Genomic DNA, 17,071 nt, shown 5'->3' with positions numbered 1-17,071 from the left:
GGAGAGATTCGGCCCCGAAAAGCAACTCCCGAAAAACCTCAATCCCAGATTACCGACTACGGGTGGCAGCAATCATGCGGATGCGTTAATCTTCAGGGATGGAATCTGTTGAAGCCGCTGAAGCGGCCATCGCAAGCATGAAAACGACCCTGTTCAATGAGTTGGACATGGGCAGCCTGCATTCGCGAAACCCGACCGCGCACAAATGGAAAGCGCCTTATCGAAGCCTCCAGTTGCGCGAGGTCGTTTATTGGCGGCTACTCGATTTGCTCGATCAGTCACTGCTGCTGCACAAGGCCGATCATGGTCTGGGTGCGCGTATCCTGTTGCGCAGCGCTTTCGAAACACTTGCCATACTGATCTACCTCAATCAGCGGACCGCTGCCGTGCTGGATGGCACGATGTCATTCAACGATTTCAGCACTACCACACAAAGGCTGGTGCTGGGATCAAAGATCGAAGGCGATCTAGAGCAAGCGGTCAACATTTTAACCGTCCTGACGCACTGCGATAAACAATATCCGGGGATGATGGACCTATACAATGACCTGTCAGAAAGCGCACATCCGAACTACCAAGGCATGAGCGCCGGATATACGAAGATCGATCATAAGGCGGATGCCGTTCTCTTCTACAATCGCTGGACGGAGAAATATGGCAGTAGGTTGCCCGATGGCATCATGCTCTGCATCGAAATTTTCCATCACGAATATAATAAGGTCTGGTGCGAACTTTTCGAGCAGCTTGAAAAATGGATTGAGGCGAACGACACCGATCTCGAAACGAAGAAAGCAAGGTAGATACCGGGTTCAAGCTTCTGGGGTGGTTTCTGCATCTCCGTTCCGACGCAAGCTTGATGCACCGATAGGCGGTTCTCCAAAAGCTATGCGCCGCGTCGTCACGCGATCCAGCCCCGTGACAACCTCGATTACCGCATTGTTAGCTGTATCGACGAAAAGTCGATTGAATACAGGCGGGAATTTTTGATGCGTGAACATCATCTGAGGCAGCTTCATATCCGCCAGCGTGCCCGCCAAGTAATCGGGCAATCGCACAAACTCTGCATACTCTGTTACGCCATCCATACCCGGCGTCGCAAAGGCCATTTGCGGCCGCCGAAGATCGATTACGCCTCCCTTGCTCCTCCGCATCATTTGGAAGAAGGTCCAGGCAAGGTCAAATGCGATACCGCCATGCCGATCAAACATTGCATCCCTGTCGCTGATCCAGCGAATGGCAAGCGGCGATTTGGCGTCATTTATTAAGCCGAGAACGACCGTCGCGAAGGACGCGACAAGAAAAATCTGGCGCAAAAGCCGAAGCGATGGATTTTTGCCGTTCAACTCGGTTGCGAGTAATCGCAGCCGTTGTTCAAGGGCGTCATAATATGGGGCATTAGGCGGCTCTGCTATGGCCCATTCTCGGATGACGGTTTGCAGGGCGTCGGTCAGCCCCTTCATTTCCTCAAGGCTAATGGCACTTTTCAGATAATCGCTTTGGCGCTCCACCACAAAATTTACGCTGAAGGCGACAGGACAACTGAGATAATCCAGAAGCCCCTCTGATGGATTACGAGCGGCTTTAATATCTTTAGGAGCTACCGCCGAGATGTAAGATGCTATGTTTTCAAATTTGTCGTGATTCAAAAGGACGACGAACGAGAACGCGTCATTCTGCTTATTCTTGTCCCCAATGCTATAATCGGACAGCACGTTCCACGCCGCAGCCGCAGGGATTTTTTCAAACCAACGACGAAAATCGGAATGAACCGTCTGGCTGGATTTTTCGATCAGTTGAATGAATTCGAACATAGCCAATCTTTACCGAGCAAGCCTGCCTCCTTATTAGGCGAAGCCCCCATTACAATACCAGTCACTCTCGCTGAGGGCCGAATAGAACGCAGTCTGCCACGAATTTGGCCGGGCATTTGAGCGCGACGCGTGGCTTTCGGCAAGGAATTGCCGCACCCCGTCTGCACCCAGCCGATCATGCAACGCAGTGACCTGATATCTGATGCTCACCAACTCTTGTGCCGCTTGCGAGGAATAAAGTTTGCTGAGGCCAAGGCGCGTGAAATGATTTTCGACGCGCTGACCAAGGATATTTGGCCAGCCTTCGAAGGGTTCGACAAAGAAGCGAACCGACGCTGGCGCTGTTTCCAACACCTCTGCCCGCAACCATAGCTCGCCTTCGATTTCATCGTAATAAGGATGAATGTATTGCTGTGCCTCATTTGCGAGAGGCTGATCGTGCTTGGTTTTGTTACAGTCTGCACATGACGGCACAAGGTTATGGGGCGCCACCGCGAGCGCTGGGTAATGCGCCTTCGGCAAAACATGATCGAGGGTGGACACAACGCGATGGCCGCAAAATGGGCATCTTCCATGTTCAGCCGAGGCTATAAGCGCGTCGTATATTCCTCGCCCCGGCGATTTGGCCGCCGCCATCCGCCCATCGTAAAGCCGGATCATTTCTTTGGTCGTCACCGATCCATTCACGCCAGTATGAACGGCTGTAGTGTGCAATCGCCCCTGCTCCGCCGCCGCGTCATAAGCCGCAGCCGATGCCACCACAGAAGCGGTTATATCTTCCATCCGTTGTTTGAGGCCCGCATCCCGAATCCGGCTGATGCAGGTTTCGAAGGCATCTTCTGCCGTGATAGTCGGTTTATCGACGCGCCACATTAATCGTCACCGCCATCACGAGATGCGATCATTCCTTGCACGATAGCGCGAGCTTCTGCGCCGAGCTGACTGCCGAAATTCTCCAGCACCTCGTCATAGTCCGGCGAGGCTTCCACAGCCTGCGCCAGAAGCTGATGGAAACCTGAATCGGTGACTTCAAGGCCGAAAACCTCACGAGTCAGAATGCCAACATTTTCGCCGAAAGTTTGAATATCCGGTCGTTCGATAGCCACTTCACGCCCCGACCGTCGCAACTTCCAAACGCATCGCTTGGGCACCTCCTGCAAAACCACAGGGGAATGCGTGGCGATTAGCGCGACCCCATTCCGGTTGGAAAGCAGATCCGACAGAGAACGAACAAACGCTGACAGCAATGGCGGATGCAAATGCGCTTCCGGCTCATCAAGGAATACCAGCGTTTTTTCCTCCACGGTTTCAACAAGTCGGGTGATCGTCAGAAGAACGATCTTATGGCCGGAGCTAAGTTTCGCGAACACGCGCGCAGCTTCGCCCTTTACCTCTTCCTCGTCGCTCTGGTCTGCCAGTGAAGCGATGTTTGCTTCCCGGAATATCGGATCGGCTTCAAGGACCGCGAGGGCTTTCCGCCAACGCTCCAGCTTAGGAAGCTGGCCTGTTACCAGCTTTACGCTTGCGCCGAATTCGCGCCCGAGAATGCCGGGAGTCTTGGGCGCTCCGTCCGATGCCGATGAAGTTTTTTTGAGGCCGATATACTGATACCGAACGCCTTCTGATTTGTTCTGGCGAACGGGCAATGGCTCGAAGGGATCGAACGCGCTGAACGTGACGGAGACTATGTTCTCAAAAATCGGCTCCGGATCGTCCTCGAAATCCTCGAACGGATTATCGTCATTCCGGAATTTTCCTACGTCGCTGCTTTCCGCGTCACGCTCGACCAACGCCCGTGTCATCAGTTGCAGGTGATGTGTTTTGCCTACACCATTCCTGCCAATAAGAACGTGAATGTTTGTTGGGGGGTTCGAATCTGGCTTGACCTTGAATTCGAATTTCACCGGATCAAGTTTGGCCGTGCGTCTACGGGGCGGCTCATAGCTGAACGCATAGCTCGTCAAACGGACGCCGCCGTTGGCGATACGGCGAAACTGGCCACGAACGGAGGAGCGGCTAACCGAACGCAGGAGGGAAACGCCCATCACATCCTCGTCGAGGGCACGCTCAAACAGATCATTGTCTACCGCGACGTCTCGAAGGCCATCAAAAAATTTTCGCCGAATGACTTCGCCCATGGCGCTGGCGCGCTCATAATAGGTGTCGTCTTGGCCGAGCGAGAAGAAGGTTTCGTCCAGAGCGTCAAATTCTTGAGGTATGGGCGGCCTACGTTGTTCGGAGGTTAGGCCAAACTGGCCAATTTTAACTTCACCTATCCGATGCTGCTCGCCTTCTTCATCATAGTAAAAGAGGACGTACATGGTCGAGAATTTGAACCAGTCATCCCAATTATCAGTCAGAAGAAATGCTTTGTTTTTTGCGCCCGAAGGTAAGCGCGAGCCGTGAGGTATGACGGTGAAGAACATGACGAATACTATCGCAGGCATTTTCAACCTTCAATGCGGTATCGGAACGATTTTCATCGCAATCTGCCGGGCGTTGCCCTCCGGGCCGCGTCCTACGCGCTGACGCGCCCGGAGCCTGTAGTCTCCGCCATCCGGTGACGACCGACTAACGCAAACAGGGTCCGCTTCTCGCGAAGCGGGCTTTTTTCGTTTCAGGAAAGATCGGGGCTGCGCCCCCATCGCCGTCAAGACCAAGCCCTTTGGGCAGAAAACGGTGGCCGTGTTGTCGCTACGCTCCGGCCCGCACCACCCACCGTTTTCCGATCTGGACGGCGAAACCCTGCTCATTGCCGCGTGGCTAGTCGGGTTGCATGTGCAACCCCTAGTTCAAGGTATTGAAAATGGAGAATAAATCAGAAATCAGAATCTATGTGGCGTGTCTTGCCGCGTATAATAACGGCATTCTGCATGGGCGTTGGATCGACGCCGATCAGGAGGCATGGGCGATCTATGACGAGATTGCCGCGATGCTCAAGGCGTCACCGAGACCCGACGCCGAGGAATGGGCCATCCATGATTATGAAGGCTTTGAAGGCGTCCGCATCGAGGAATATGCAGGGATCGACAGCGTAGCGGAAAAGGCCGCGTTCATTGCCGAGCATGGCGAGCTAGGTGCGGAGCTTATCTCCCACTTCGGGGATTTGGACGAAGCACGGGACGCGATGAAGGATCGCTTTCTTGGCACGTTTGCCAGCCTTGCCGACTATGTGGAGGATTTGACCGAGCAATGCACCGCCATCCCTGAAAATCTACGGTATTATATCGACTGGCAAGCGATGGCGCGGGACGCGGAAATGTCCGGCGATGTGTTCGCCATCCGAACCGCTCGCGATGAAACCCATGTTTTCGCGGGGGCTGATATGGAGACGCGGACATATTGCTTCACATGGCGCGGCATCGAGATCGAGGCGATCTATACGCCGCTGCAATGGAAAACCATCGCGCATCTTGAGGTGCGGAGCGTCAATCCCGAACGCGCTCCGCTCCCCATCACGGAAACGGGCTATCGCTCCCACTTCCACCAGCCCGGCACCATCGAGGCGCAGGGCGGCGATGTGGTCGCGCAGATTGTCGCGTGGCTGGACGAAGAAGCGCAATCGCCCGCATGGCGGGCGCACGAACAGGCCGCGCGGCAGCTATCGCTTTTCTAGGGTCGCGCATTCCTTGCGGCTCCGGCCTGTGCTGGCCGGAGCTTCCAGAGCATCCCGTCGAGGCCGCAATGCTCGAATGCCATGACGTTTGCCGCGCCATAGGCGATCAGGATGCTATCGGCATTGTTGCCCTTCACGGGCTGTTGCGCGGCGGGGTCGATGAACGCCACGCGGCCTTTCAGGAACAGGATCGCGTCGGCGGTCGATAGAACAACATCGTGGAACCACCGCGCACCGACGCGCGGCGGAATGAGCGCGACGCCGTTGCCGTGCCGCGCCAGCTTCGACAGCCACGCTTTCGCGGGCGCGATGCCGCCATAGGGAGGATTGAGCCAGACTCTCCCCCGCCATTCTCGGGCAAGACCGTTGTGATCTATCGTGAAGCCCTTGGCGGCGCAGCGGGTCGGATTGTCGATATTAGCGCAGGGGTCGAGATCGAAAGGCCCGAGCGCGGCGATATAGTGCAGAGGTGTTTGCCAATCGTCGCGCGTGGCGGCGGTGCGGCTGGAAAATGGGATCATTGGCAGATTTCCAAACGAGGCTCGCCGGATGGTCGGCGGCGCAACGCCTGCCAGCGGTGCGATTCTCGTTCGGGGGGATAAGGGCGCGGACAGCGCCGCTTGCCTATGGCGATGGACGGCGGTTCGCCCGTTCAGTGCGGATCATCGCGAGCAGCGATTGCGCCGCCGCCAGGTTGCACTTGGCGGCGGACAGGCCGAGGGCCGCTTGCTGGAAAAGGGCGGCAAGCTGCGCGTCGGTTTTCTTAGCCAGATCGGCTTTTGTGATTTTGAACATGGATTCCTCCGGTTGTTTGCGCCGCCCCCGATGGGCCGCGTTGGGGAGGAAAAATCAGTCCCGCATGAATGAGGTGCATTGCCCGTCAATCGGAACGGACGTGGAGAAGGCTGCTCCGCACGCCTTGCACCCACAGCCATTCATCGGGCGATAGAACGAACCCACCCGCACCCCATCGGGGCCGGACGGATCACGGAGGGAAACGGGCAAAAGGGCAAAGCGGTCAGGCAGACCGCCGCCAGTCCGGCTTTTCAGTTCGGCGGCATCACCCGAGTTCTGGACCACGCGGCGCGGAGCGCGTGTTGTCCGCGCCGTCTTTGACGGGCGAGCCGTCCCGCGCCATCTGGCGATAGCGGGCGGCATCACGATACAGGCCGAGCATCTGCCGCGCATGGCGTTCGCGCACCGCGACGACGCGGGCTTGCAGTCCTTGCCGCTCCTGCAACTGCGCTTGCACAAGGGCATGACGCTGATTGCGATCACGCTGCATCCCGAAATAGGCTTCCACCTCATTCTGTTTGCGGACCTTGAAATAGCGTCCGGTCACTATGTCCCAAAGGCCCTTCGCACCCTTGCGGACGCGGGCCGCGCGGTCGCGCTGCTCGTTGCCGAACCGCTCGCGCTGCATCCGGTCGAGCTTCTGCCGTTCCGCGCGATGGGCATCCCGCATGGTCAGCTTCTCGTCGCGAAGTGGCTTGATCGCTTGAGCCGCGATCCGCTTGGCCTCCGCGATATGCCGCGACAGGCGCGGCGCGATGGTGTCGCCGATCTCGCGTATCGTGTCGGGGACGTTCTTCAGGTCACCGGGATCGCCGAGCCGCGCCCGAACGGCTTTGACCTTTTCGCCCGTCACACGGGCAACGGCGAACGCCTGCCCGTCTATCGTGACGGCGACATGATTGTTCCGCTCGCCGTGGGCGAGATACATACCGCATTCTTCCAGCGCACGGGCGAAGGCCGCTCCATTGTCGGACTTGGCCCAACATTCCTTGATGGCCTGTTTCACCTCGCGAGAATCGAGATTGCCGCGTTTCGCCTGCTGCCAATCGGCAAGCGTCATGTTGCGCGTATCGCGCAGCCGGAAATCGCGAAGCCCCTCCGGCATCTCCCATCCGTTTTCGAGATAGAGTTGCTTCGATACACCGCGCAGTTGGAGCTTGAAGTGGGAAAGCTGTTTTGCCGTCATGGTTTGGGCATCAATGCGTGACCACACCGCATGGGCATGGCGGCGGCCTTCCTTCTCATGGAACACGATCATGCGCGGCTGGCCTTTCAGCCCCATCCGCTCCTCGATCATGTCACACGCCTTCTCGAATACCTCGACCCGCACCGACTCGTTGGCGGGCGGGTTGAGCGACACGGAAAAAAGAAACTGCCTGCACTTCGTTCCCACCGACAGCGCATGGGCTTCCTTCATCGCGCCCATGAGATCGTCCGCGACAAAGCCGCTAACCTCATGGATTTCGACATGCTCGTTTTCCTCCGTTTTCATCAGGTGGAGGCCGAGCGCCTTCGCGCCGCCGCGCTGGGACGCTTTCAGGATCATGGCTCGACCTCAAGGTTCAGGGCGTCGATCAGCAGGCGGCGCATGTCCCGCACATCGGCGGCGGCAGACATAAGGGCCGCTTCCGTGTCCGGCGTGACGGGCAGGCTTCCCGTGTTCGCCGACTTCGCCAATTGGTTCAGGTTGGACGACAGGCGGGATTGCCCGAGCAGGCCCAAGACCTGCGCCAATGCCTGATGATCCTTGACGGGATGCTTGCCCCGCCGATGCGGCGGCGGGCTGGCGGCATCGAACAGCCGCCAGTGGATATAGGCCGACAGCGACATGCCGACCGCTTCCGCTTCTAACCGGGCGCGTTGCTCGAAGGTGAGCCGGAGCGAGAAAGGGGCTGGGCGTGGTGGCTTTTCCTCCATCCCGCCCCCGCTCAAGCTATCCGACGCCTCCGACCACCAGCCGGACGGCTGGCGCTCGGGGCGTCTCCGTCTTGCGGTTCATTGGCGTTGGAAGGGGTGCCGCGTCCGAGGCTCGATTGTTGAAGGATGATATTCCAATCCTTCAAAATCTCGGTCAAAGGTTTCGAAACTGATCCCGGCGGGTCCGCCAATAACCTTCGATTTAATTGATAAATTATCAAATCAAGGCCACTATTCCCATGGCCGCCCCCCGGTGGCCACCGCGCTTGATGCGGGCACCGCTTACCAATAACGGCTGGACGACCGACTTTCGGCGTCATAGTTTCTCTCTGAAATTAGGAAAATTTCAGGGGGTAAGCATGGCCGTAGCAGTTAAGATTCCGAAAAAGGCGCAAGATCGTCTTTCGACTGGCCTTCGCCGTTATCAGGCCATCGTTCGCAAACTTGCAGAGCGGGACATTTCCGAGGCCGACACTGTTACGGTTATTAAGGACATGCTGACCGATATTTTTGGTTATGACAAATATGAAGAGCTAACCAGCGAGCAGCAAATCCGAGGCACATTCTGCGACTTGGCAATCAAGGTTGACGGCAAAATCCAATATTTGTGTGAGGTGAAGTCTGCCGGAACCTCTCTCAATGACAACCATCTGCGCCAAGCCGTGAACTATGGAGCGCACCATGGCATCGAGTGGGTCATTCTTTCCAACGCCATAGTCTGGAAAATCTATCGCATAAAATTTTCGCAGCCCATCGATTGGGAAGAAGTTCTTTGCTTCGACATGGGTGCAATCAGCCGCTCGGCGGAGGATTTGGCCAAGCTCTTTATGCTCTGCCGGGAAAGTGTAAACGGTGAAACCCTTGATGCCTTCCACCGCCAAGCGCAAATCGTGAATCGCTTCGTAATTGCTGAGACAATGCTGTCAGATGCAGTGGTTGGGGCGCTCAGGAAGGAGTTTCGGCGAATCTTCGACGGCTTGAAGGTCAATGAGGAAGAATTGCGCATCCTTCTCACCAACGAAGTTATCAAACGTGATGCGTTAGATGGCGATGGAGCAACGGTTGCCAGAGCGACCATCAAGAAGGCCGAGAGCGCCAGTAAGAGAAGAGCAGCGAGAGCGGCAAAGGCAGAAACGTCCACCTAGTTTTTAGGCGCTGTTCATCAGATTGGCGCCCAAATCTTGCATCAGGTATCGAACGCACGGAGCAGCGTCAGGATCTCTTGCGCGCAGCCAGATCGCGCGCCAGACTGTCAAGCTATTGGCCTTTCGGCGCGCCGCTGCAGTCTTCTTACACGCCCCTGAAATAGCGCCTCATGCACTACCGGTCTGACCAACGAGATGGGCCGGATCAATGCCCTCTGCCTTCCATGCGGACATCCATCGCTGCTCGGCCGGATTCTCATAAAGGATCGCCGGATAGCCCTCTGCCGCATACCAGCCATGCTCTCGCATTTCCGCATCCAGTTGTCCTGGTCCCCACCCTGCATATCCGAGAGCGATCAGCCATCGTTCCGGCCCTCTACCCTCCGCAATCGCGCGCAGCACATCGAGGGAACCAGACAGCCCGCCAAAAGGCACCACCTCAATAGTCCCTTCCCCGCCCCAATCCGATGAATGGAGCACGAATCCGCGGGATGTTTCCACCGGGCCGCCGTGATGGACCGGGCAATCGGGGGACATACCAGGATCTATACCCACATCCTTCAACAGATCGTGGAACCCCATATCGGGCCTGATATGGCCAACCCCTATGCCCAGTGCACCGTTTTCATCGTGCAGGCACATGGCGATAACCGCGTGGTCAAAATTGGGGTCGAACATCCCCGGCATCGCAAGGAGGAGCCGGCCGGATAGAAACTGCGCGTCGGTCATCAGGCAATTCTAGCGCAATCGTGGCTGCGATTGCACGCCTTCCCCTCAAACGACGCACATATTATCGTCCAATAGCGATGTAGGTAAAGCCCTTCCCCTCCACATCATCGCGGACATAGATGTTGCGAAGATCGATCAGGATAGGTGCTTTCAGCGCCTGTTTCATGCGTGCGAAATCGAGCGCACGGAACGCATCCCATTCGGTGACGATGACAGCCGCATCGGCGCCTTCAAGCGCGGAATAGGCTCCGTCGCAGAATGTCACGCCAGACAGCAGAGCAGCCGCCTGCTCCATCCCTTCGGGATCATAAGCCTGTATTTTCGCGCCATTATCCTGCAGCGTCTGGATGATCGCCAGAGCAGGTGAATCCCGCATATCGTCGGTGTTAGGCTTGAACGTCAGGCCCAGAATGGCGACGGTCTTCCCTTGAACCGATCCGCCCATCGCACTGATGACCTTGCGCCCCATGGAACGCTTGCGATTATCGTTCACGGCCACCACCGCCTCGACAATCCGCAAGGGCGCCTCATAGTCCTGCCCGGTCTTCAGCAGGGCCAGCGTATCCTTGGGAAAACAGGAACCGCCATAACCGGGCCCCGCATGCAGGAACTTGGACCCAATCCGGTTGTCGAGCCCGATACCGCGAGAGATATCCTGCACATTCGCCCCTACCTTTTCGCAAAGATCGGCAATTTCGTTGATGAAACTGATCTTCGTCGCAAGAAAGGCATTCGCGGCGTATTTGGTGAGTTCGGCACCACGGCGGGACATAGCGACAATCGGCGATTTATTGAGAAACAAAGGCCGGTAGATTTCACGCAAGACCTGTTCGCCCCGCTCATCCTCGCAACCGATCACGATCCTGTCGGGATGTTTGAAATCCTCAATTGCGGCGCCTTCACGGAGGAATTCCGGGTTCGAAGCAACGGATACATCAAGATCGGGCCGCACTTCGCGAATTATCCGCAGCACTTCATCCCCCGTCCCCACGGGAACTGTCGATTTGGTGACAACAACCGTGCCCGGTGCAAGGTACTCTGCCATTTCCCGCGCTGCGGCATAGACATAGCTCAGATCGGCGTGGCCATCGCCACGGCGTGAAGGCGTGCCCACGGCGATAAACACCGCATTGGCCTGGGGGACCGCTTCGGCAAGATCCGTGGTGAAGCGCAGGCGCCCTGCTTTGGCATTACTGCTGACCAGACTTTCCAGACCGGGCTCAAAAATCGGAATGCGACCCGAACGGAGGGCATCGACCTTGGCGGCGTCCTTGTCGATGCAGACGACATCATGGCCGAAATCCGAAAAGCACGTGCCCGAAACCAGGCCCACGTAGCCCGTGCCGATCATTGCGATACGCATCAATAGTCCTTTCCAGCGCAATCCGCTGCGGGCGGCGGGTAACACCGACCTGTGTAAGCTTGATTACCGTTCAGCGGCGCAACCGCCTTCCTAGAAGTGGATCGCGCGTCCATAGGCGGACAGGACGCTTTCGTGCATCATTTCGCTGAGTGTGGGGTGTGCGAAGACGGTCTGGATCAGTTCGGCCTCGGTCGTCTCCAACTGCTTGCCCACGACATAGCCCTGGATCAGTTCGGTCACTTCCGCACCGATCATATGCGCGCCCAGCAGTTCGCCGGTCTTCGCATCGAACACCGTCTTGATGAACCCTTCCGGCTCGCCCAGCGCGATCGCCTTGCCATTGCCGATAAACGGGAAGTTGCCCACCTTGACGTCGTAGCCCGCATCCTTCGCTTTCGCTTCGGTCAGCCCGACAGAGGCAATCTGCGGATGGCAATAAGTGCAGCCCGGAATGTTGTTCCGGTCCAGCCCATGCGGATGGACATCCTTGTTGCCCAGTTCCTGCGCAATCGCTTCGGCCGCCGTCACCCCTTCATGGCTGGCCTTGTGCGCCAGCCAGGGGCCCGGCACGCAATCGCCAATCGCCCACAGGCCCTGCACGCCCGTGCGGCCATAATCGTCAATCTGGATAAACCCGCGGTCCAGCTTCACACCCAGCGGCTCCAGCCCGATGTTTTCCGTATTCGGCTGAATGCCCACCGCCACAATCACATGGCTGTATGTGGATGTCTCGACCTTGCCGTCCTTGCCCTTGATCCGGGCAGTCACCCCTTTGGCATCGGTCTTCAGGTCTTCCAGCGCGGCCCCCGTCTGGATCGTGATGCCCTGCTTGGTCAGCGCCTTTTCCAGAAAGGCCGACACATCGGCATCTTCCACTGGCACAATCCGGTCCATCATTTCCACAACTGTCACTTCCGCGCCGATATCGTTGTAGAAGCTGGCAAATTCGATCCCGATCGCACCCGAACCAATCACCAGCAGCTTGCCCGGCATTTCGGGGGGCGTCATCGCATGACGATAGGTCCACACCCGCTGGCCATCGGCCGGGGCAAACGGCAGATCGCGCGCCCGTGCGCCCGTGGCCACGATGATGTGTTTGGCGTTCAGCGTTTCGCTGCCCTTTTCGCCCTTCACCGCAAGCTGGCCGGGGCCGACCAGCGCACCTTCGCCCATATGGACGGTGATCTTGTTCTTCTTCATCAGGTGCGTGACGCCCTGATTGAGCTGTTTGGCCACGCCGCGCGAACGCTTCACAATGGCCGCCAGATCGGCCGTGATATTGTCCGCAGCCAGACCATAGTCCTTGGCATGCTGCATCTGGTGAAACACTTCGGCCGAACGCAGCAGCGCCTTGGTCGGAATGCACCCCCAGTTCAGGCAAATGCCCCCAAGGTTCTCCCGCTCCACAATCGCCGTCTTCAAACCCAACTGCGCAGCACGGATCGCCGCTACATAACCACCCGGGCCCGATCCCAGAACAATGACGTCATACTGTCCGGACATGATATTCTCCGATTGATCGTATTCGCAGGGATCAGGCGACGAGGCCCAGTGGCTTTTCCACCAGTTCGCGGAAGGCCGTCATCAGTTGGGCGCCATCGGCGCCATCGATGGCGCGATGGTCAAAGCTGCCGGTGACCGACATCACCGTCGCAACGCCAAGCGTGCCATCCTCCATCACCCACGGGCGTTTCTCGCCCGCGCCAATGGCCAGGATCATCGCCTGTGGCGGATTGATCACCGCATCGAACTGCTTGATCCCCATCATGCCCATGTTCGACAGGCTGGCCGTGCCGCCCTGATATTCGTGCGGCTGCAACTTGCCGTCCTTCGCCTTGGCTGCAAGCTCGGCCATCTCGGTCGAAATCTGCGCCAGCCCCTTGGCCGCAACATCGGTGACAATCGGGGTGATCAGACCGCCCGGAATGCTCACCGCAACCGAGACATCCGCCCGCTTGTACTGCCGCATCACATCGCCGGCAAAGGACACGTTGCAGGCAGGCACCTGCATCAGCGCCATACCCAGCGCCTTGATCAGCATGTCGTTGACCGAAAGCTTGATATGGCGCGCGGCCAGAGCCGCATTCAGTTCCCCGCGCAGCGCGAGCAAGGCATCAAGCCGCACGTCCACGGTCAGATAGATATGCGGCACCTGCTGTTTGGATTCGGTCAGGCGGCGCGCAATCACCTTGCGCATGCCGGACAGCTTCACATCCTCGAACGGAATGCCGAAATCAGGCAGGGCATCCGTCAGCGACGTGGCCACAGGTTGCCCGGTGGGGGCAGGAGCGGCGGCAACAGGCGTGGCCGTGCCTGCCTTCGCATCGACCACATCCGCCTTGACGATCCTGCCATTGGGGCCGCTGCCCTGCACACCGGCCAGATCGACACCCGTCTGCTCCGCAATCCGCCGGGCCAAAGGCGATGCGACAATGCGATCGCCCTTTTCCGCAGCCTTGGGCACCGCCGCACGCGCCGGGGCGGGCCTGGCCTCTGCCGCAGGGGCAGGCGCCGCAACCGGTTCCGCCGCTTTGGCCGCCGGCTCGTCTGCAACCTTCGGTGCAGGTGCCTTGGGCGCAGGCGCAGCCGTTTCCCCTTCCGCACCCAGCGTCGCAATCACCGTGCCGACTTTCACGTCTTCAGTGCCTTCGGGCACCGCAATCGAAAGAATCGTCCCCTCGTCAACCGCCTCGAATTCCATCGTCGCCTTGTCGGTTTCAATCTCAGCAAGAATATCGCCCGAAACAACGGTATCCCCTTCCTTCACCAGCCACTTGGCCAGTGTCCCTTGCTCCATCGTGGGGGAAAGCGCGGGCATCTTGATATCGATCGGCATGTGAAAGCTGTCTCCGACGAGGCGGTTTGTCGTATGCCCCGTCATTGGCCAAAATGAGCGTTCGGGGCAAGGTTCTTGCGCAGGCGGGAATAGTAACCGATACCTGTGCCTGCACGAAAGGGGGGAATATGCGCGTATATCTGGTTATTATCGACGAAACGGAGGAGGCGTCGGTCGCCCTTCGCTTCGCCGCGCGCCGTGCCGCCAAAACCGGGGGCACCGTGCATATCATCGCCCATGTTCCGCAACAGGATTTCAACGCATTTGGCGGCATTCAGGCGACAATCGAGGCCGAAGCCCGTGATCGCGCAGAAGTGGTGGCAACGGGCGCTGCCGGCAGCATACTGAGCGAGAGCGGAAAAATGCCCACGATTACCGTGCGCGTGGGCGATAGCGCGAAAGTGGTTCTCGAATATCTCAACGAACATCCCGAAGTGGCTGCACTGGTCCTCGGCGCCGCAGCGGAAGGCAACCCCGGCCCGCTGGTAACCCACTTTACCGCGGCAGCCGGTTCCATGCCGTGCCCCGTATTCGTGGTTCCGGGCGGATTGAGCCAGGAAGATCTTGAACGCCTGAGTTGAGCCCTACCCCCAAAGATCAGCGTTTCTTGCGCCCCTGATGCCGAATATTCGCGGGTCTGCCCCTTTTTCCGACCAGATGATTGCCCTTGCGTTTCAGCGGTGAGGGCTTGCCGCGCGGTTCCACAGGCGCACCGACACCGTCAACAGGCTCAAACTTCAGCGCCCCGGTCAGCGGATTCGCTTCAGCAAGGCGTAATTGCAGACGATCGCCGACGGCAAACGTCGTGCCGGTGCTTTCGCCAACAAGCTGCCGCGCGGCTTCATCGTGATAAAACCGTTCCGCACCCAACACGGAGACAGGCACCAGCCCATCGCCGCCAAGCCCAATGATAGTGGCAAACAGGCCAAAACGCTGCACGCCCGTAACCCGTGTTTCGAACGCTTCCCCGATCCGACCCGAGAGCCAGGCCGCCACGTAGCGATCGATCGTATCCCGCTCCGCCTCCATCGCCCGCCGTTCAGCCACGCTGATCGCCTCGCTCACCCGGGTGAGATCCGCACGATCCCGATCCGACAGGCTCGATGTTGCGGGCAGATTGCCCTTGGGCGCGGGTTGCTCGAGACCGAAGGCGTCGACCAGCGCGCGGTGAACGAGCAAATCGGCATAGCGGCGAATTGGCGAGGTGAAATGCGCATAAGAGCCTAATGCAAGCCCGAAATGCCCCGCATTGCGCGGCCCGTAATAGGCCTGGGTCTGGCTGCGGAGAACCGCCTCCATAATCAGCGCCTTTTCATTTTCATCCGCAATATCCTTGAGCATGCGGTTGAAAAGACCGGGCGTTATCACCTGGCCGAGTGCCAGTTTACGCTCAAAAGTTGCAAGGTAATCCTTCAGCGCGACCAGCTTTTCCCTGCTGGGTGGCTCGTGAATGCGGTAGACAACTGGCGACGCCTTGCTTTCCAGCGCCTTTGCTGCGGCCACATTCGCCGCGATCATGAAATCTTCAACCACGCGATGGGCATCCAGCCTTTCGCGGATCGCGATCGATGCGATCTTGCCTTGTTCGTCCAGCACCACCCGGCGTTCGGGAAGTTCCAGTTCCAGAGGATCGCGTTTGTGACGCGCGCTTTCCAGAGCCCGCCAGCAGGCCCACAGGTTCTTGAGATTATCCTCTGCCTCGCCGCTATCGATGCGCGCCTGCGCATCTTCGTAGGCGATGTTTTCCGAGATGCGCACCAAGGCCCGGGTAAAATGCCAGGATTTGATCTGGCCTTCCTTGGACACCGACAGATGGCAAACCATCGCGGCGCGATCTTCGCCCTCTTTCAACGAACAGACATCGGCGGAAAGGACTTCCGGCAACATCGGTACGACCCGGTCGGGAAAATACACCGAATTGCCGCGTTTGCGCGCTTCCCGGTCGAGCTTGCCGCCCGGCCGCACATAAAAGCTGACATCCGCGATCGCCACAACCGCGCGGAAGCCCCCATCCCCATCCGGTTCCGCCCAGATCGCATCATCGTGATCACGCGCATCCGCCGGATCGATGGCGACGATGGGCAAGTGGCGCAGGTCTTCGCGATTCTCCGCGCTCAGCGGCAATTGCGTGGCAAGCTTGCCTTCCTCCAGAACGTCACCGGAGAAGATGTGGGGGATGCCATGTTTGTGGATCGCGATCAGGCTGAATGCGCGCGGCGCAAGCGGATCGCCCAGCACCTGAATAACCCGGACCCCGGCGCGGGGGCCCCGCCCCGCGGGCTCTGCAAGCACCAGATTGCCCTTTTCCGCCCCGGCTAGGTCCGCGATTGCGCTGGCATGGCGCACACGCCGGTCCACAGGCGCAAGCCATGTTTTGCCGTTGCCATCAATCTCGACAACGCCCAGCAAAGCCTCGCCCTGGTTGGGCAGCTTTTTCATCGGATGGGCCAGCCATCCGGAGCCAGTTTCTTCCGTCCGCGCGAGAACCCGTTCGCCCACGCGCAGCGCAGGCCCTTTCCCGCGCCGTTCTACGATCCGCAAGCGCGGCGGCGGCGCGGCATCGTCAGGTGCCCAGCTATCGGGTATGGCCAGCGCTTCGCCATCATCGATTTCGACAATGCGCAGGACAGTGACCTTGGGTACGCCCCCCATGAGATGGAACGCGGTGCGCTTCCCATCGATCAGCCCTTCGTCCGCCATATCGCGCAACAATTTCTTGAGCGCGATCTTTTCCTGCCCTTTTAGGCCGAATGCCTTGGCAATTTCGCGTTTGCCCGCAGGGACTTCCGAGTTCTGAATGAAATCGAGAACCTGCTGTTTCGATGGCAGACCCGGGGCGATTTTGGGCGGACGGGCCAA

General features: G+C 58.6%; 16 protein-coding genes. 4 read left to right on the top strand and 12 right to left on the bottom strand.

All coding sequences use genetic code 11. The features are described from left to right. Positions 1–98: 98 nt before the first annotated feature. Positions 99–800 carry a hypothetical protein gene (locus EGO55_RS19460; RefSeq protein WP_021691888.1) on the top strand — a complete coding sequence of 234 codons (702 nt, stop codon included), beginning with the start codon at positions 99–101 and terminating at the stop codon, positions 798–800. 9 nt (positions 801–809) lie between these two features. Here the strand turns inward: EGO55_RS19460 and EGO55_RS19455 are convergent, their stop codons facing one another. Genes EGO55_RS19455 through EGO55_RS19445 form a run of 3 tightly spaced genes read right to left on the bottom strand, consistent with a single transcriptional unit; the run spans position 810 to position 4,237 of the window. Beyond that, the gene (locus tag EGO55_RS19455; RefSeq protein ID WP_021691889.1) at positions 810–1,811 is read right to left on the bottom strand and encodes a hypothetical protein; all 1,002 of its coding nucleotides are present in this window, start codon (positions 1,809–1,811) and stop codon (positions 810–812) included. A gap of 33 nt (positions 1,812–1,844) precedes the next feature. After that, positions 1,845–2,684, bottom strand: coding sequence for an HNH endonuclease (locus EGO55_RS19450; protein WP_021691890.1), 840 nt, complete (start codon positions 2,682–2,684; stop codon positions 1,845–1,847). After that, the gene (locus EGO55_RS19445) at positions 2,684–4,237 is read right to left on the bottom strand and encodes an ATP-dependent nuclease (protein WP_021691891.1); all 1,554 of its coding nucleotides are present in this window, start codon (positions 4,235–4,237) and stop codon (positions 2,684–2,686) included. Before EGO55_RS19445 ends, EGO55_RS19450 begins: the two co-directional genes overlap by 1 nt. Before the next feature lie 380 nt (positions 4,238–4,617). Between EGO55_RS19445 and EGO55_RS21055 the strand changes: the two genes are divergently transcribed. Next, entirely contained in the window at positions 4,618–5,427 is an 810-nt protein-coding gene (locus EGO55_RS21055; protein ID WP_210766589.1) for an antirestriction protein ArdA, read from the top strand. Here the strand turns inward: EGO55_RS21055 and EGO55_RS19430 are convergent. The 4 genes from EGO55_RS19430 to EGO55_RS19420 form a co-directional block, all read right to left on the bottom strand. Then, positions 5,424–5,948 carry a DNA N-6-adenine-methyltransferase gene (locus tag EGO55_RS19430; RefSeq protein WP_021691894.1) on the bottom strand — a complete coding sequence of 175 codons (525 nt, stop codon included), beginning with the start codon at positions 5,946–5,948 and terminating at the stop codon, positions 5,424–5,426. The genes EGO55_RS21055 and EGO55_RS19430 overlap by 4 nt on opposite strands. Positions 5,949–6,051: 103 nt before the next feature. After that, positions 6,052–6,222 carry a hypothetical protein gene (locus tag EGO55_RS20635; RefSeq protein WP_021691895.1) on the bottom strand — a complete coding sequence of 57 codons (171 nt, stop codon included), beginning with the start codon at positions 6,220–6,222 and terminating at the stop codon, positions 6,052–6,054. 265 nt (positions 6,223–6,487) lie between these two features. Further along, positions 6,488–7,768 (bottom strand): relaxase/mobilization nuclease domain-containing protein, encoded by a 1,281-nt coding sequence (locus EGO55_RS19425; RefSeq protein ID WP_021691897.1) that lies wholly within the window; start codon positions 7,766–7,768, stop codon positions 6,488–6,490. Beyond that, a complete protein-coding gene (locus tag EGO55_RS19420) occupies positions 7,765–8,139 on the bottom strand; it encodes a hypothetical protein (protein ID WP_021691898.1) in 375 nt (124 codons plus the stop codon). The genes EGO55_RS19425 and EGO55_RS19420 overlap by 4 nt, the downstream gene beginning before the upstream one ends. A gap of 359 nt (positions 8,140–8,498) precedes the next feature. On the opposite strand from EGO55_RS19420, the gene EGO55_RS19415 reads away from it, so the two are divergent. Then, positions 8,499–9,284 (top strand): type I restriction enzyme HsdR N-terminal domain-containing protein, encoded by a 786-nt coding sequence (locus EGO55_RS19415; RefSeq protein WP_021691899.1) that lies wholly within the window; start codon positions 8,499–8,501, stop codon positions 9,282–9,284. A 168-nt stretch (positions 9,285–9,452) separates the two neighbouring features. On the opposite strand, the gene EGO55_RS19410 is transcribed toward EGO55_RS19415, so the two are convergent. The 4 genes from EGO55_RS19410 to EGO55_RS19395 all read right to left on the bottom strand — a co-directional run bounded on the left by EGO55_RS19410 (position 9,453) and on the right by EGO55_RS19395 (position 14,212). Continuing rightward, the gene (locus EGO55_RS19410; RefSeq protein WP_021691900.1) at positions 9,453–10,013 is read right to left on the bottom strand and encodes a YqgE/AlgH family protein; all 561 of its coding nucleotides are present in this window, start codon (positions 10,011–10,013) and stop codon (positions 9,453–9,455) included. A 61-nt stretch (positions 10,014–10,074) separates the two neighbouring features. After that, positions 10,075–11,376 (bottom strand): UDP-glucose dehydrogenase family protein, encoded by a 1,302-nt coding sequence (locus EGO55_RS19405; RefSeq protein WP_021691901.1) that lies wholly within the window; start codon positions 11,374–11,376, stop codon positions 10,075–10,077. Between the two features lie 90 nt (positions 11,377–11,466). Further along, a complete protein-coding gene (gene lpdA / locus EGO55_RS19400) occupies positions 11,467–12,879 on the bottom strand; it encodes a dihydrolipoyl dehydrogenase (protein ID WP_124916824.1) in 1,413 nt (470 codons plus the stop codon). Between the two features lie 31 nt (positions 12,880–12,910). Next, positions 12,911–14,212, bottom strand: coding sequence for a pyruvate dehydrogenase complex dihydrolipoamide acetyltransferase (locus tag EGO55_RS19395; protein ID WP_124916823.1), 1,302 nt, complete (start codon positions 14,210–14,212; stop codon positions 12,911–12,913). Positions 14,213–14,340: 128 nt separating this feature from the next. Between EGO55_RS19395 and EGO55_RS19390 the strand changes: the two genes are divergently transcribed. Next, positions 14,341–14,793, top strand: a complete 453-nt coding sequence (locus tag EGO55_RS19390) for a universal stress protein (protein ID WP_021690468.1) — start codon at positions 14,341–14,343, stop codon at positions 14,791–14,793. Positions 14,794–14,809: 16 nt separating this feature from the next. Here EGO55_RS19390 and EGO55_RS19385 read toward each other — a convergent pair whose 3' ends face one another. Continuing rightward, complete coding sequence (locus EGO55_RS19385; protein ID WP_021690469.1) at positions 14,810–17,071, bottom strand: ribonuclease R family protein; 2,262 nt, start codon at positions 17,069–17,071, stop codon at positions 14,810–14,812.

Origin of the sequence: Caenibius tardaugens NBRC 16725 (genome assembly GCF_003860345.1) — a bacterium.
GTDB classification, from domain to species: domain Bacteria; phylum Pseudomonadota; class Alphaproteobacteria; order Sphingomonadales; family Sphingomonadaceae; genus Caenibius; species Caenibius tardaugens.
Note: the sequence above shows the minus strand (reverse complement) of the source record. Positions and strands in the feature narration are given on the sequence as shown.

Coding starts and splice junctions, on each gene's coding strand:
- EGO55_RS19460 (WP_021691888.1), top strand. CDS start 99: ATGGAATCTGTTGAAGCCGCTGAAGCGGCCATCGCAAGCATGAAAACG.
- EGO55_RS19455 (WP_021691889.1), bottom strand. CDS start 1,811: ATGTTCGAATTCATTCAACTGATCGAAAAATCCAGCCAGACGGTTCAT.
- EGO55_RS19450 (WP_021691890.1), bottom strand. CDS start 2,684: ATGTGGCGCGTCGATAAACCGACTATCACGGCAGAAGATGCCTTCGAA.
- EGO55_RS19445 (WP_021691891.1), bottom strand. CDS start 4,237: ATGTTCTTCACCGTCATACCTCACGGCTCGCGCTTACCTTCGGGCGCA.
- EGO55_RS21055 (WP_210766589.1), top strand. CDS start 4,618: ATGGAGAATAAATCAGAAATCAGAATCTATGTGGCGTGTCTTGCCGCG.
- EGO55_RS19430 (WP_021691894.1), bottom strand. CDS start 5,948: ATGATCCCATTTTCCAGCCGCACCGCCGCCACGCGCGACGATTGGCAA.
- EGO55_RS20635 (WP_021691895.1), bottom strand. CDS start 6,222: ATGTTCAAAATCACAAAAGCCGATCTGGCTAAGAAAACCGACGCGCAG.
- EGO55_RS19425 (WP_021691897.1), bottom strand. CDS start 7,768: ATGATCCTGAAAGCGTCCCAGCGCGGCGGCGCGAAGGCGCTCGGCCTC.
- EGO55_RS19420 (WP_021691898.1), bottom strand. CDS start 8,139: ATGGAGGAAAAGCCACCACGCCCAGCCCCTTTCTCGCTCCGGCTCACC.
- EGO55_RS19415 (WP_021691899.1), top strand. CDS start 8,499: ATGGCCGTAGCAGTTAAGATTCCGAAAAAGGCGCAAGATCGTCTTTCG.
- EGO55_RS19410 (WP_021691900.1), bottom strand. CDS start 10,013: ATGACCGACGCGCAGTTTCTATCCGGCCGGCTCCTCCTTGCGATGCCG.
- EGO55_RS19405 (WP_021691901.1), bottom strand. CDS start 11,376: ATGCGTATCGCAATGATCGGCACGGGCTACGTGGGCCTGGTTTCGGGC.
- lpdA (WP_124916824.1), bottom strand. CDS start 12,879: ATGTCCGGACAGTATGACGTCATTGTTCTGGGATCGGGCCCGGGTGGT.
- EGO55_RS19395 (WP_124916823.1), bottom strand. CDS start 14,212: ATGCCGATCGATATCAAGATGCCCGCGCTTTCCCCCACGATGGAGCAA.
- EGO55_RS19390 (WP_021690468.1), top strand. CDS start 14,341: ATGCGCGTATATCTGGTTATTATCGACGAAACGGAGGAGGCGTCGGTC.